This window comes from Pontimicrobium sp. MEBiC06410 (genome assembly GCF_053601615.1).
The window spans coordinates 105,836-121,754 of sequence record NZ_JBSHNT010000158.1 but is presented as its reverse complement, the minus strand read 5'-3'; the positions used below and the strand labels follow the sequence as shown (position 1 = coordinate 121,754).

The 15,919-nt window shown below is 30.4% G+C and carries 13 protein-coding genes; 8 read left to right on the top strand and 5 right to left on the bottom strand.

Annotation, left to right across the window (positions count from 1 at the left end):
* Window positions 1–4: 4 nt before the first annotated feature.
* The 3 genes from ACVC08_RS13860 to ACVC08_RS13850 all read left to right on the top strand — a co-directional run bounded on the left by ACVC08_RS13860 (window position 5) and on the right by ACVC08_RS13850 (window position 3,440).
* Window positions 5–1,777: an efflux RND transporter periplasmic adaptor subunit gene (locus ACVC08_RS13860; protein ID WP_452602463.1), complete on the top strand. Its 1,773-nt coding sequence runs from the start codon at window positions 5–7 to the stop codon at window positions 1,775–1,777.
* A 20-nt stretch (window positions 1,778–1,797) separates the two neighbouring features.
* Window positions 1,798–2,193 (top strand): heavy-metal-associated domain-containing protein, encoded by a 396-nt coding sequence (locus ACVC08_RS13855; protein ID WP_452602462.1) that lies wholly within the window; start codon window positions 1,798–1,800, stop codon window positions 2,191–2,193.
* A 440-nt stretch (window positions 2,194–2,633) separates the two neighbouring features.
* The gene (locus ACVC08_RS13850) at window positions 2,634–3,440 is read left to right on the top strand and encodes an SdiA-regulated domain-containing protein (RefSeq protein WP_452602461.1); all 807 of its coding nucleotides are present in this window, start codon (window positions 2,634–2,636) and stop codon (window positions 3,438–3,440) included.
* An 8-nt stretch (window positions 3,441–3,448) separates the two neighbouring features.
* Here the strand turns inward: ACVC08_RS13850 and ACVC08_RS13845 are convergent, their stop codons facing one another.
* Window positions 3,449–7,159 carry a metallophosphoesterase gene (locus ACVC08_RS13845; RefSeq protein ID WP_452602460.1) on the bottom strand — a complete coding sequence of 1,237 codons (3,711 nt, stop codon included), beginning with the start codon at window positions 7,157–7,159 and terminating at the stop codon, window positions 3,449–3,451.
* 46 nt (window positions 7,160–7,205) lie between these two features.
* Here ACVC08_RS13845 and ACVC08_RS13840 point away from each other — a divergent pair, with 46 nt between their 5' ends.
* Entirely contained in the window at window positions 7,206–8,393 is a 1,188-nt protein-coding gene (locus ACVC08_RS13840) for a Pycsar system effector family protein (RefSeq protein WP_452602459.1), read from the top strand.
* Window positions 8,394–8,447: 54 nt separating this feature from the next.
* On the opposite strand, the gene ACVC08_RS13835 is transcribed toward ACVC08_RS13840, so the two are convergent.
* Window positions 8,448–9,485, bottom strand: a complete 1,038-nt coding sequence (locus tag ACVC08_RS13835; protein WP_452602458.1) for a helix-turn-helix domain-containing protein — start codon at window positions 9,483–9,485, stop codon at window positions 8,448–8,450.
* Window positions 9,486–9,554: 69 nt separating this feature from the next.
* A complete protein-coding gene (locus ACVC08_RS13830) occupies window positions 9,555–10,613 on the bottom strand; it encodes a helix-turn-helix transcriptional regulator (RefSeq protein WP_452602457.1) in 1,059 nt (352 codons plus the stop codon).
* 203 nt (window positions 10,614–10,816) lie between these two features.
* Between ACVC08_RS13830 and ACVC08_RS13825 the strand changes: the two genes are divergently transcribed.
* Complete coding sequence (locus ACVC08_RS13825) at window positions 10,817–11,521, top strand: SOS response-associated peptidase (RefSeq protein ID WP_452598371.1); 705 nt, start codon at window positions 10,817–10,819, stop codon at window positions 11,519–11,521.
* Between the two features lies 1 nt (window position 11,522).
* Here ACVC08_RS13825 and ACVC08_RS13820 read toward each other — a convergent pair whose 3' ends face one another.
* Window positions 11,523–12,545: a helix-turn-helix domain-containing protein gene (locus ACVC08_RS13820; RefSeq protein ID WP_452602456.1), complete on the bottom strand. Its 1,023-nt coding sequence runs from the start codon at window positions 12,543–12,545 to the stop codon at window positions 11,523–11,525.
* 149 nt (window positions 12,546–12,694) lie between these two features.
* Window positions 12,695–13,729: a helix-turn-helix domain-containing protein gene (locus ACVC08_RS13815; protein WP_452598373.1), complete on the bottom strand. Its 1,035-nt coding sequence runs from the start codon at window positions 13,727–13,729 to the stop codon at window positions 12,695–12,697.
* 183 nt (window positions 13,730–13,912) lie between these two features.
* Here ACVC08_RS13815 and ACVC08_RS13810 point away from each other — a divergent pair, with 183 nt between their 5' ends.
* The 3 genes from ACVC08_RS13810 (at window position 13,913) to cls (ending at window position 15,810) form a co-directional block, all read left to right on the top strand.
* A complete protein-coding gene (locus ACVC08_RS13810) occupies window positions 13,913–14,074 on the top strand; it encodes a DUF1328 domain-containing protein (protein ID WP_452598374.1) in 162 nt (53 codons plus the stop codon).
* Between the two features lie 91 nt (window positions 14,075–14,165).
* A complete protein-coding gene (locus tag ACVC08_RS13805; protein WP_452598375.1) occupies window positions 14,166–14,309 on the top strand; it encodes a hypothetical protein in 144 nt (47 codons plus the stop codon).
* Window positions 14,310–14,385: 76 nt separating this feature from the next.
* The gene (gene cls, locus ACVC08_RS13800; protein WP_452602455.1) at window positions 14,386–15,810 is read left to right on the top strand and encodes a cardiolipin synthase; all 1,425 of its coding nucleotides are present in this window, start codon (window positions 14,386–14,388) and stop codon (window positions 15,808–15,810) included.
* The last annotated feature ends 109 nt before the right edge of the window (window positions 15,811–15,919 follow it).

Here is a 15,919-nt window from a genome sequence, read left to right as displayed (position 1 = left end):
AACAATGAAAAAATATATAAGTTACACAGGAATATTAGTTGTTGGTTTATTATTGGGGTGGTTATTATTTGGAAATTCATCACAAAAGGAGGCAACGCATAAACATGATGAAGTTGCAGAAACCAATAAAATGTGGACCTGCTCCATGCATCCACAAATTATGCAACCAGAACCAGGCGATTGTCCTATATGCGGAATGGATTTAATTCCTGCAGAAGCAGATGCAGAAGGATTGGCAGTAGACCAATTTAAACTCACTGAAAATGCTATGGCTCTTGCAAACATTCAAACAACAATTGTTGGCAAAGGAACAATTGGAGACAATAATATAAAGTTGTCAGGGAAGATAGTAGAAAACGAAGAAGCAAATGCCGTACAAGTTAGTTACTTTTCTGGCAGAATAGAACACTTAAATGTTAGTTTTACTGGAGAAGAGGTTAAAAAAGGCCAACTGTTAGCAACCATATACTCGCCAGAGTTATACGCAGCACAGCAAGAATTAATAACAGCAGCCTCTTTTAAAGAATCGCAACCAGCACTATACAAAGCAGTCCGTAATAAACTGAAACTATGGAAGCTTTCTGAGAAACAAATCAATCAAATTGAAAAGACCGGAAAAATAAAAGAAAATTTTCCAGTATATGCAACCGTTGCTGGCACAGTTACAGAGAAGCTAGTTGAACAAGGGCAAGCTATAAAACAAGGACAGCCTTTACTTAAAATAGCAAATTTAAATACGGTTTGGGCAAATTTCGATGTCTATGAAAATAAGATTGATGTGTTTAAAAAAGGCCAAGAAGTTGTTGTAACAACCAATGCTTATTCCAACAAAGCATTTAATGGCAAAGTAGATTTTATAGACCCTGTTTTAAATACCAAAACTAGAACAGTAACCTTACGTGTGGTACTCAATAATAAAAATAATGTTTTTAAGCCAGGCATGTTTGTTACTGCAAAAGTAAATGGTGTAGAAAATAAAAATAAACAAACTGTTACAGTTCCTGCTTCAGCTGTTTTATGGACAGGTGAACGCTCTGTGGTGTATGTAAAAACAAACCCAAGCCAGCCTATTTTTGAAATGCGTGAAATTACTTTAGGGAATCAAATAGGTAATAAATATGAAGTTTTAGAAGGCTTGTTTAGTGGAAACGAAATTGTAACTAACGGCACATTTACTGTAGATGCCGCAGCACAATTACAAGGTAAAAAGTCTATGATGAATAAAGGAGGCGGTAAAACCATGACGGGGCATGAAGGTCATTTAGGAATGGGTAATAGTACATCTAAAAACGAAAGAAATGAAGTTAATATTAATAAGCGTTTGGAAGTGTCTGAGCAATTTAAACAACAGTTAAAAGTTGTTTTCAACGCTTATGTTAGCTTAAAAGATGCTTTGGTAAAAGAAGATTCAAAAAGCACATCAAAAAGGGCAATAAGTTTACTAAATAATTTAGGCAAAGTAGATATGAAACTATTATCAGATACTAAGGCTCATGAACTCTGGATGTTATTAGAACGTGACATAAAATCTTCAGTGACTTCAATTTCTGAAATTTCAGATTTAAAAACTCAAAGAAATCATTTCAAACATTTATCATCACACTTAGCAAAAGCCATCGAAATATTTGGAATAAATGAAAAAGTATACCATCAATATTGTCCAATGGCAGATAACAACAATGGTGCGTATTGGTTAAGTAAAGAAGCAAAAGTAATCAATCCCTATTTTGGGAGAACAATGCTAACCTGCGGGGAGGTAAAACAAATAATAGAATAATAACAATTAAATTTAAAAAGATGAAAAAAGTAATGTTTAGTGTAGTAATAGTTGCTACTGTGGTGTTTACGGCATGTAAATCTGATAACAAAACAACTACAAACGTTGAACAATCAGAGACTAAAATGGCAATCACTAATGCTAGTTTTGGAGTTAGAGGCAATTGCGGAATGTGTAAAAAAACCATCGAAAAAGCCGCGAATAATGTTGATGGTGTTGCAAGTGCCACTTGGGATAAGGAGAAAAAGAAAATAGATATCTCTTTTGATGCTACAAAAACAAATGCCCAAACTGTTGAAAAAGCAATTGCAGCATCTGGTTATGATACTGAAAATGTAATGGGAGATTTAAGTGCCTACAATGGTTTGCCAGGGTGCTGTAAATACGATCATGAAATGACAATGAATGTAAAATAAGGAGAATAACAAAAATCATCTCAATATCTTAATTGAGATGATTTTTGTTTAGATTTTACAAATTGAGAAATGGTTGAAAAGCGTTTTTTAATTTATTGTCTTTATTATAAATATTACAGAGATTGCTCTTTAAAGAATAGGACTCAAATAGATGTTTTAAAAGAACAGAAGGGATTATAATTTTATTTGTTTATTCTTGTTTAGTATGCCATTGTTGCGTTTTTAAATGAGCTAATGAAAGCTTTAAATGCGTTAATAAACAGGGCGTCTCTTAATTAATTTTGTATTAAATATTATTTAGCCTAGTTAATAGCTAAGCTAATATTACAGTAGACAAATAATGCAGCTGCTAATATTCTATTATTTCAGAGGCTTAGTCCTGACTTAGAGTCTACTCGTATTCAATTTTAAAAATACATTTAATTTAAAAAAAAATCATAATGAAATACTTTTTCAGCTTCATACTTATTTTATCTTTTACATTTATTTCTTGTCAAACCAACACAATAAAAGTTACTGCTGGTATAGACCATAAATTAAAAGAAGTATCTGCTGTTGAAACGATAGAAGGCTCTTCCTTATTTTGGACTATAGAAGATGCTGGGAATGCCAGTAAAATATATGGCTTAGATAAAGACGGACATATTATAAAATCTATTAAAATAGAAGGCGTTAAAAATAATGATTGGGAAGATTTAACCCATGATTCTAAAGGGAATATTTATATTGGCGATTTTGGAAATAATTCTAAAAAGCGAAAAAAATTCTCAATACTAAAAGTATCAAGCGTCAATACGGCAAGCAATACAACAACCGCTTCTGTTATTGATTTTACCCTTCCTAAAAAAATGAAATCTAAAGATTTTGAAGCCTTTTTTTTATTAAACGATAAGTTCTATATTTTTAGTAAGGAAAATAAAAAATCTATAGTAATAAGTGTGCCTAACAAAATTGGTAATCATGAAGCAAAATTAGTTTCAAAATTTAAATTAAAAGGGGGTAGAAATAAGGTTACATCGGCAGATATTAGTAATGATGGTAAAACGGTGGTGTTGCTTAATCATAATAAAATATGGAGGTTAACAGATTTTGAAGGCGATCATTTTTTTACAGGTAAAATTGAAGCATTAAAATTTGGACATAAGTCACAAAAAGAAGGTGTTTGCTTCAAAAACAATGGTTTATTGTACATAACTGATGAACGAAGAAAATCTAAAGGAGGAAACATTTATAGTTTTAACCTTTAATGCTTAGGTTAAAAATTTAGACCAAACCCAAACGAGAACCTAAGCCCTTCATCACTATTAAAGAAATTAAAAGTCCCCTGAATTGAATCTGCTGCTGAAACCCAAAAACCTCCTCCATAGTCATTATGCCATTTTTTAGACGTGTCATTTTTTACCCAAACTCTACCAGTATCACTACCAATAAATAAACCAAATTGTAGTGGTAGCGTGCTAGTTTTAAAAGAATTAAAAGCGTATCTTAAATCGGCACTTCCTACAAAAGCATTTTGCCCAGTAAATCGCTCGGTTCTATAGCCTCTTAATCCGTTTTTTCCACCAATATTTGCTGCTTGATAGAACACAAGCTCATTACCAAATCTAAATTGAGATCTTAAGTCTGTTTTTAACACTAGTTTTCTGTTTTTAGATATGGCATTATAAAACCCTAAATCCATATTTAAGTGTGCAAATGTGTTTTTAGTTTCACTTGGCTCTGTTTTTAAACCAATAGATGTTTTAAACGTCATTGCTCGGGTTGGAATAATTCTATCATCAAAACTCTCATAACTAAAATTAGCTTCTGTCCCTACAAAAAAGCGTCTTTTATAAAAACCATTATCTGTATTAGATGGGGCAAAAGTTTCTATAAATCTATCTGGAGTATCTGCTATTTTAATGCCTTCGGCAAGTATTTTATAACCATAATCGCTACCAAAATCTCCTTTTTTGGTAAGTCCAACACTTATTGCATAAATACTGGTTTTAACTCTGTTATAATCTAAGTCTAAATCATCATCGTTATTGATGGTTTCGTTACCATACCCAAAGAAGTTATTAGAAAAATTCTCTGTTGTTAATCTTCCAGAGGTTTGAAGGTTCCAATCACCAAATAAATTGGCAAATTCCCCTTTGTAATCAAAACTGAATCCACCAGTTGCAAAATAATAACCAGCATTAATTTTATGTTGTGTAGTAAATGGATTGCGGTGAAACCCTTTTTTAGTTGAAATTTTACTAATTCCTAGTAAAAAACCATCGTCTGGATTGTAGCCAAATCTAGGCGTTATAGAGCCAGACTTAATAATGTTTTTGTTAAAATCGAATATATTATTGTTGTAAGTATCTGATAGATCTTCTTTTGCTCCTTTATTTTCTTCAATAGTATTTTTCTTAGATTTATGATCGTAAATTCTAATACGTCTACCATTTTTAATACGGTAAGTGTCATTGTTTTGCCCCCCAATTAGCCTAATATATATAGGGTTGTTTGCTTTTCCTGTTACTTCAAAAACATCTTCATCATCTAGGCCATAAATCCAAAGTTCTTTTGTTATTTTTTTGCTAAAGGTTCTATCTACAATAACTTCTCCTTTTTCTCCATCTTTAATTCTTGAGATTTTAACATGCGTTTCATTGTCTCCAATTCTAGTAATTTCAATAAAATCGTCTTTATCTGTTCCTGTAAGTATTACTAATTCATTTAAATAATTATAATAGCGTTCTGCTATGTCTACAATGTTTGCTCTACGGCCTTTTAAGTGTTCTTGAATTTCTGCTAGAGTAGTCCCTCTTACTTCTTTAGGAACTTTAGAAAAAGCTTTTGCTATAATGGCATCTGTAACATGGTCTTGAAGGTATTTTGCTTGTTTTAACCAAACATCTTTTCCAGACTGTTGTATTAGAACTTTATCTAGTTTTAATCCAGCTTTATTCATCCATTTTACATCTTTTAATTCTGCATCGTAAACTTGTAGTTGTTTTGTAGAGCCAGAAAGTGTTCTCATAAGGTCTAATAAAGCACCATCAAAATTAGAAAAGACTTGATCTCGGTCTCTAGGAATGGGTTTAAATAATTTATCTCCATTTTCTTGGTTAAATTGTGCCCACCTCCATTGGTCTTGGTGTCTATCCCAGTCGCCTAATAACATATCAAAAAGTCTGGCACGTATATAAGCATTTTCATCAATCTTATATTTTTCGTCTTTTCTAATTTTTTCAATGATATCATGAGTACTTTCTAAATCATCTGCATATCCAAAGTTTCTTTCGTCTGAATAGTTTTCTTCTGGACGTTCCTCAATCATATACAATTCGTTTCCATAATCGGTATTATAATCTCCTAAGTGTTTATGTTTTGGGATATAAAATAATCGTGGATTGGTGTGGTATACGCCTGCGGCATCTGATAAATCTGGAACTACAAAAAATGCGTATGGGTGTGCTGCCGTATAAAAATCTAAAATAAGGTCTTCTATATAAGTTTTGTCGAAAGCATCGTCTACATAGGTTTCTTTAAACAAAACAGATTGTAAGTATTGGGTAGCGCTTTTACGAAGCGCTCTCATGTTTAGCTCTCTACCATCTTTCATTTTTAATCGTAAGGATCGGGTTTGATGTCCACCACCAGCACGCACAATTTCTAGCCCACCATATAACGTATCTAAGGTTGCTACTGGTACTTTTACTTTTGTACTATATAAATCGCGATAACGATTACCTAATAGTACTTCGTGGAAGCCAGATTTTTCTGTTTCTTCTTTGGTGTATATTGAGGCCTCAATGGTATTGGGGAACGTATCGGGAAGTACATCTGTATTAAAAACTTCTCTGGTTTTTGGGAGTACTTCTTTTCTAAATAGTAATTTGGGGTTGTTATTGTCTTCACCATAAAAACTTACCCATACACTACCGTCTTTATAAATATTTAATTCTGCAAAACCTTGTTTTCCGTAAGCAAATAATCCATTGTTACTTAATGCAACAACAGCTTCTTTTGCGCCAGAACCAGATACAATTTGCTTAATAGAATTGTTTTCTATGTATTGTAGGTTGTGTTCGTGCCCAGATGCAAATACAATATTATCGTATTCTAGTGCTAGGGTTTCTATTCGTTTCATTAATTCGTTATAGCGCTCATTATATCTATCTTGAATAGATACTCCTCCTTGAGTTCTAATTTGTGTTATTAATGAACCTAAAATAGGAAATGGGATTTTAGATTGAGTAGGGTAGAGGTGCTTTTTAGCAGAATAAAACCCACCGTGTAAGCCATTAGTATACATAGGGTGATGCATTGCAAAAACAACTCTTTTGTGTTGTGCTTTTTTTAGTTCGCCTTCTAACTCTTCTAAAAATCGCTCTCTGGTTTTTATTTCGCAATCATCATTAATTGTAGGGTTTTTATTCCAGTTTTCTAGGTACCACTGTGTATCTATAACAATGAGTTGAACTTTATCACCAACATCTATACTTTCTAAAGGGCATCCATTTTCTGGTTGGAATGTATTTTTTCCTAAAGCATCTTCAATATACTTTTCTTCGCGTTTAACACCTTTAACACCATCGGCATACCAGTCATGATTTCCTGGTAAAAAAACAGTTTTACCTTTAAAATTTTCAACAGATTTTATTTGAGCATTTAAATGGTTCTCGGCATAATCTCGTCCTTTAGCATCCTTATTAGGTAGCCCAGATGGGTATATGTTATCGCCTAAAAATAAAGCATAATCTTTTTTTGTACTTTTTTTAGAAATGTGTTTCTGAAATATTCTTAATCCAGTAGATAAATCATTTTTAGGAGATTTCCCTGCGTCTCCAATAAGATAAAATGTGGTGTAAATTTCTTTTGAGGGTAATTGCGCTTTACTATAGGTTTCATCCTTATATTGAAGCTTATGCGAAGCACAATTTGTGAAAAAAGCACATATTAAAATGATTAAAGTCAGTCTGTTTCTAAGCATATTATATCTTTGTGATTATTATTAATTCACTAATTATAGCGCAAATATGTCTAAAATAATTGAAATTACTGACCAATTTGTATTTGATTTATTTTCTGAAAATTTATCAAACACATTTACTTACCATAATTATGAACATACAAAACGTGTATGTGAAAGTACAAAAGAAATTATAGATAATTCAGAGATTAATGCTATAGAGTCAGAAATTTTACTTTTAGCATCACTATTACACGATATAGGTTATATTAATACTAGAGTGGGGCATGAAGAAGAGAGTGTTAAATTAGCCACTGAATTTCTTAAAGAACAGGGGGTAAAGCAAGACACTATAAATGCTGTAAATGCATGTATTATGGTAACAAAATTAGGTGTTGAGCCTAAAAACAAACTTGAAGAAATTATAAAAGATGCCGATTCTTCGCATTTTGGGAAAAAGTATTTTATAGAAGTTAGCGAATTACTAAGGACTGAATTAGAATTGCAAGACATTAAAGTATATTCTGCCAAAGCATGGCGTAAAGAGAATATAAAAATGTTGAGTAAAAAGCATAGGTATTATACCGATTATGCTAAGAAAAAATGGGGTAAAGTGAAAAAAAAGAACTTAGCCAAATTAATGAAGTCTAAACTTAAACAACAGTCTAAAGACCAAAAGGAAGAATTAAAAGCTAAGTATAAAGTTAAATATAAAAGTGAAAGTTCTGAGCGTGGGGTACAAACACTGTTTAGAGTTGCCTTAAGAAATCATATTAAATTAAGTGATATCGCAGATACAAAGGCTAATATATTATTATCTGTAAATGCAATAATTATTTCTTTAGTACTATCTAATTTAATCTCTAAATTAGATAACCCTTCCAACGATTATATGATTATTCCAACGATTATATTTACTATTTTTAGTGTAGCGTCGGTTATAATGTCCATTATTGCTACAAGACCAAATGTTACAAGAGGTGAGTTTACTAAAGAGGATGTAGAGAATAAAAAAGTTAACCTTTTATTTTTTGGGAATTTTCATAAAATGAAACTTGGAGAGTTTGAGTGGGCCTTGGGAGAAATGCTAAAAGACAAAGATTATATTTACAGTAGTCTTAGTAAGGACCTGTATTTTTTAGGGGTTGTTTTAAACACTAAATATAGAATACTACGAATCACTTATACCATATTTATGGCTGGTATTGTTATTTCGGTACTTGCTTTTGCAATTTCGTTTAAAATGCAAGCCTAATTTAATATAACGATTTAACTTTTTTTGGTAAAAAGAATAATTACAGGAAAACTATTATGTTACAGGAATTTCTGTTTTTGTTCTTTTTGCCTTTAAATAGTCACTTGGGCTAATATTATATTTTGCTTTAAATATTTTAGAAAAATAGCTTCTACTACTAAAGCCTACACTATAAACTATTTGAGAAACATTAAGCTCTGTAGTGTTAATATAATCTCTGGCTGCTTCGAGCCTTACGTGTCTTATATATTCTGTAACAGTTCTAGCATATAGAATTTTAAAACCTTCCTGAAGTTTTGCCTGTGTTAAGCCAGATTCTTCAGATAATTGATCTAAAGTATATTCGTAAGACACATTTTTTAGGATTTTTTTAGAAATTTTTCTAACTATTTTAAGTTCGCTTTTAAGTAAGTTGGTTTCTACTTTCTTTCCTTTAACGGCAATATCATGCTGCTGTATGTGCATAGATAGAATTTGATACACCATACCTTCAATTTTTAGTATTCGTATCATGCCTTTTTGCTTTACCCTACGCAGCTTACCAATAACATCTGCCATTTTTAAATTATAACTTCCAAAATAGGAAAAAACATTTTCATGATCTTTGTCTAAGAATACTTCGTATAATTTTTTATTGAGTTGGGATACATTGTTAAGGCGTTTTCTAAGGTATTCTTTTCTTATAATTTGAATAACATTAATCTCCAACTTAACATCTTTAGAGAAATAACCATAGTTGTAGCCGCCATCCCTACTAGTAATAATTACAGACTGAAATTGCTCTATCGTTTTTGCTTCTTTCTGAAACCCAAATTTATGACTGCAATACCCATTTAAACAATACGTAAAGTGGATGGGGTTATAGTTTGAAGCATCCATAATTAACGTAATGTCGTCAAAGAATGTAATATCGTATTCTAATAGATTTACACCCCAATCAAAAGTAATAAACCTAATGTTTCCTTTAGCTAAATCACTATCTACGGTTAAAACATATTCCCCCCAACGCTCTTCAATATGCCCACCAATAACATCTCGAATTTGCTTAACAGTACCTTCTGTACTTTCGGCAGTTATATTTATTTCAGTCATAATGTCAAAGATATTTTTTTTCTGAATACAAAAATCTTTTTTTTTAACTTAATTAAATAAAAAAAGATCTCAAATATGGTCTTTTTTTATGTGCTTTAAGTTTAAAACTCTAGCATAATTTACCTTTTTTTTATATTGTTTTGGGCTGCAACCATATTCTGTTTTAAATATTTTACAGAAATAACTTCGGCTTGTAAAACCAATGGAATATACAATTTCTGAGATGTTTAAATCTGTCGTTTTAATTAGGTTTTCTGCTTTTGCTAGTCTAATATGGCGAATATAGTCTGCTACTGTACGATTATTTAAAATTTTAAAACCTTCTTGTAATTTGGCAGGCGATAATCTTGTAATGCTGCATAGCATACCTATAGTGTATGGTTCTTCAGGGTTTACTTTTATTACGTTATTAATAGAGGCTATCCTCTTTAACTCTCTACTGGTAAGTGTCGATTTGTTTACTGTTTTTATGGATTCATTATAAATTAATTCGATTTGATTGGCTAGTATAAAGTAGCTAATTCCTTTAAACCGTATTAATTCGGTAAGTGCACAATCTGTATTGGTATTAAGAAGCGCTCTTACGTGTTCTCCAATCTTTAAGCTATAATTACCATGATAAAAAGGGTGTTTTTTTGAGTTTAAGCTATCTAATAAATTTAAAAGTTTTGTTTTTTGTAGGTGCTCAGCATTAGAGTTGCTTTTAAAATAGATAGCCTCATTAATAGTAATAATATTAATTGTTGTTTTTACATTTGGCTCTATAATAATCATGCCTTTTGCGTACGTATTGCTTTTACTTAAAGCGGTTTGTAATCCATCTAGCTTTTTAATTGTAGTAGAGTTTTTAAAAGTATGAGAGCAACTGCCTTTTAAGCAAAAAATAAAATTTAGAGTGTTAACCTTTAAATTATTTAAATAAAAAGTTAAGTGTTTTGTAAGTGATGTGTTTATAATAATGGATGCTAATCCATTCTCGAAACCTAAATGACGAATGCATCCTTTTCCATTTAAATTATTAAATTTTAGAGTGTTAATACCGTTAATTGTTTCAATATCACCACCTAAGTAATCTTTAAATGTATTAAGGTTTGAAATTACTGCATTATGCTGGTTAGTAGTTAACATATATTAAACTATAGATCTCTAAAATTTGTTTATAATATGTTAAAGGTAAGTGCCCAATTCTATTGCGTTTGCCGTTTTAAAGAATTAGTATAACATAATCGGGTTTTATGGATTGTATTATTATTTCATATGCGTTAGCATTTAATTGTTTATAGTTAAAAAATACCTTATCTATTTTAGAATTTTACACAAAAAACAAGAAGATGTGTTACAGAATATCCAATACTGCCAATAAAACAGCAATAGAGAAAACATTTAATGCGTCCTTTAAGTATCCAAAACTACATAAAAAATCACCGGTAATAGATGGTTTAACAGAGTCGTCTGTAGCTATAATTACAATGCTAAATAAGCAGCAAATTTCTTTAGCTATTTGGGGAATATTGCCAGAAACATACCAAGATGATTGGCAACATTTTCAGAATGTACAAAATACATTAAATGTAAGTTTAGATGTTATTAAAGAGGACGAAAAGTATGCTAAAGCTTTAATGCACCGGCGTTGTATAGTTATCGTTACTGGTTTTTTTACTTATTATTTACACGATGGAGATTTATACCCATATTATGTGCATCAAGAATCTAACGAACCGTTTGCTATTGCAGGTATTTTTAACGAGTTAGATGATGGTTTTATAACATGCTCTTTAATTGTTTCTAAGGCAAATTCTTTTATTAAAAAGATTCATAATTCTAATATTTTAATGCCAGTAGTACTCGATAAGTTTAATCGAGAAAAGTGGTTAGATTTTAATGCTACAGAAGAAATCGTTACTACAGTAGTTAATACTGCTCCTCAATTGGCTTTTAAAGCGCATCCTATTGCTAAAGAGTTTCATAAACTAGGCGTAGATTTTGATTCTGCTTTGCATCCAGTAAATTACAACAATATCCCTAAAGCTATGTAAATTAGTTTCTTTTAATTTTGTTTCTGTAGTCTTTTGGTAAAATCTCATAGCGTTCATAGAATATTTTACTAAAATAACTCCTACTTTTATAGCCTACAGAGTACACAATTTCTGAGATTGTTAAATCGGAATTTTTCAATTGATCTCTAGATATTTCTAGCTTTAAATCTCTTATATATTCATTTACAGATTTAGAGTAAAGCACCTTAAAACCTAATTGTAGTTTCTTTGCTCCCAATCCAGATCGTTTAGAGAGGGCGGCTATCGATAAAGGCTCTGACATATTATCTGTTATATAAGTAGATAGTTCTTGAATTTTTTTAATGTGTTCTTTCGATAAGGAATCTGTTAAGGGGTCTGTAGATTGAAAGTTTTTATGTTCAAGCAATTGCATTGCCATAATTAAATTTAATTGCCCTTCTATAGATAATGTTTTTATAATACCTTCATGATAAGTACTATCCAACTGTTTTATTTTATCTGCTATTTTAAGATTATAATTTCCGAGGTGGTGATATGAAAGGGCTTCGTTTTGACTTTCAAACACAGTTTTAAGTGCTTTGTCTAGATAACTTAAATTGTTGTTTTTCTTTTCTTTGTAACTAATAGTATCTAACTGAATAATATTAACTTTAATTTGAGTTTCTTTAGGGAAAACAAAAACTTTTTTAGATTTTATTTTACTAGAGATTATAATGTTTTGATAACGCTCAAAATTCATAAAAGTTGTAGCATTTTCATCTTCGCTAAACTCTAAATAACCTTCAGAAATAAAAATAAACTCAACCAATTTTCTGTCATTATTTTCAAAAGTGATTTTAGCAACCTCTACAAGGTTTATATTAAAATCTATAAGCGATAAGCCCCAGTCAAAATCAATACCCCTTATAACACCTGTTCCAAGTGCATTATTAAATATTAAAGTATACTCACCATAAGCCTCTGTTAAATTGCCTTTAAAGTATTGTTGTAATTGTAGTATTGTATCTTTAGTACTTGTGTTTTTTATATGTAATAGGTGCATTCCTAGGTAATCCTTTTTAATTTTAAAGTTTGGAATACAAATAACTTATGAATGCTAAAAATGGATTAACACTTATGAAATTTAAAATAACACTTTAAGGCATTATTTTTAACACTTATGGATGATTTTAAAAAAATAAATAAAGGTATTTATGCAGATTTGTTATGTCTAGATTTATCTAAATAAGCTTTAGGGGTAATGCCATAACGTTTTTTAAATACTTTAGAAAAGTAGCTTCTAGAATTAATACCAATTTTATAGGTTATTTCTGTAACATTTAAGTCTGAATTTTCTAGAAGTTCTTTGGCTTTTTCAATACGGTGGTTTCTAATGTATTCTTTTACAGAGGAGTTATAAAGGTGTCTAAATCCGCTTTGTAATGTATTTTGGTTTAAGCCAACACGTTTAGAAAGCACTGTAATACTGTCAATAGTTGCAATTTCATTTTTTATAATTTGTACAGCTTCTTCAATACTTTCAATGGTAGATTGTCGTAATATTTTTCGTTTTCCAGGAGTATTTAAATCATCAAGATATTGTTGTAAATAATGGATAAGTATTTCATAACATTTACCTTCAAGAAAAACAGATTTCATAAAATCTTCTTCCAAGTCACAATCTGTAAATTCTTCTATAAATTTGGCAATTTCTAAACTATAGTGTCCTTTATAATAAAACTTATTAATACCATTTAAATCTCTAAAAACATTAACAAGTTCATCATTCATATTAGCAATAAATGCTTCAATTTTTTCCTCAAATGATTTTCTATTTATTTCTATACTAAAAATACAAATTTGAGTATTTGCAGGTATTTTAAAAATATGGTTATTAGTTGGTGTGCTAGATAGCATGACACTTTCTAATCTGCTAATAGTGTGCGTATCATTATCCTCAGTAAACTCATGTTCAAAATAAGACTCTCTGCAAAACATGATTTTAAGTGGGTGTACTATGCCCTTTTTAAGCTCAAAATGTAATTCTTTTTTTAAAATATAATCAGACTCTAAAACACCTATGCCATTATCAAAACAGGTAGCCTTAATATAACCAGACCCTATTTTTTTAGGAATTTTTAAACAATATTCGTTATTATTAACATCGTAGTTAATGTTTAAAATATCTGCCATGTCTTTTATAACATCGCTGGCTTCTAGGTCGCTAATATTTAATTTTTTACTCACTTATATAAGTATATAGGTAGTAAAGATAGTTTTTTTTATGAGTAATAGAAGAGAAATTGTATATGAGCAAATATTTAAACCGTAAGGGTTAAGAGATTGTGTACTATTTAAAGACCTTTGTATTGAAAGCATTAGTAAATATTTATTACTGCTTAATTTATTAACCATTAAAAACAATATATTATGTTACGTTGGACAATCACATTTATCGTTATAGCATTAATCGCTGGAGTATTAGGATTTGGAGGAATTGCAGGAGCATCTGCAGGAATTGCTAAGATATTATTCTTTATCTTTTTAGTATTATTCGTTCTATCTCTTTTAAAAGGAGTGTTAAAAAAATAATTAAGTTAAAGTGGTTGGTTTAAAACGCTAAATGTAAACCAATATATTTCGATAAATAAAAAACAATCAATTAAATAAAAAGCAAAACAAGATGAAAAAATTAGCACATATATTTTTATTATTATTTACAGCCTCAATAATATTTACAGGATGTAGAGAGGAGAAATCAACAGAAGAAAAAGTAGAAGATGCTGTTGAAGAGGTAGCAGATGACGTTGAGGATGCAGTAGATTAATAATACAGTATTATAAATCATGAAAAAGAGTAGTAACGCCTAGTCGTGCTACTCTTTTTTTATTTACTTTGTTTCTATGGTAAGTATTTTAATAATTAGTTATATAATCATTTCAGGGTTAGCCTTTTTAGGGGTTATTTTTTACGGAGCCAGACCTAGTAGGTCTTTAAGTTGGCTTTTAACAATAGTTTTTATTCCTTATTTAGGAGTTGTTATCTATTTACTTTTTGGAATAAATAGAAGAAAAATAAAGTTTTTCCAATTAAAACACACCCATAAAAGAAGGTTGTACGATAATCATAATCAAGGCTATAGTGGCCATAAACCTTTTAAGAAATTTACATCAACCAAAAAAAAGAAATTAGCTACCTTAATTTCTAAAAACAATAAGTATCTGCCTTATGATGGAAACCATGTAGAGGTCCTTCAAGATGGAGAAACTACTTTTACATCAATTTTTGAAGCCATTAAGAAAGCTAAGAATTTTATACACATTCAATACTATATTTTAGAAGAAGGAGAATTAATGGATGAAATGTTTAGTTTATTTAAACAAAAAATTGAAGAAGGTGTTGAAATACGTGTTATGTATGATGCTATTGGAAGCTTTGATTGGAAACGAAAATCTATTAAACGCTTTAAAAGTATTGGAGTAACAATATGTTCTTCTATGCCTTTGCGTTTTGGAAACTTTTTATTTTCTTTTAACTACAGAAACCACAGAAAAATAGTTGTTGTGGATGGAACAGTAGGATTTACTGGAGGCTTTAATTTAACAGATAAGTATATAAAACCAGTTTCTAAGATGGGAATTTGGGAAGACACACACTTAAAAATTGAAGGGCCAGCAGTAGAAAGTTTACATAAGGTTTTTATAAAAGACTATTATTTTGCTAGTAAAGAAGACATATTACTTGATAGTAAATACCTACCTAAACAAGAAGCCAATGGCGATAGTATTGTTCAAATTGTAGCAAGTGGACCAGATTCTGACTATGCAGCAATTATGCAACAATATATTATGCTTATAAACCTAGCTAATGATTTTATTTGCATAGCTAACCCTTATTTTATTCCTAGTTCTCAAGTCTTAACAGCTTTAAAAATAGCAGCACTAAGTGGTGTTGAAGTACAAATACTATTGCCAGAAGTATCAGATTCTGCAACAGCTAGATACAGCATGCGTTCTTATTTTGAAGAAATCATGCAAGCAGGTGCAGAAATTTACTTAAAAAAAGATGCTTTTTTACACAGCAAACTAGTGTTAATAGATGGAGAAATACTATCTGTAGGCTCTGGAAATTTTGATAACCGAAGCTTTGATCATAATTTTGAAACCAACGCCCTTATTTACGATAGTAAGCTTACTAAAAGCATCCACCAACATTTTACAGAAGATTGTGAAGCAAGTGTGAAGTTGGAGCTAGACCAATTTGTAAAACGCCCTATTCAAGATAAATTTTTTGAAGGATTAGCTCGTTTTTTAAGCCCTCTATTATAAAATACCGCTTATACTTTTTTTATTGAAAATACATATAGCTTTAAAAAATAGCACTAAAATAAAGAGTAGCCTACATTCTGTTTTTAGATATATTTTGTTAAGAAAAGTT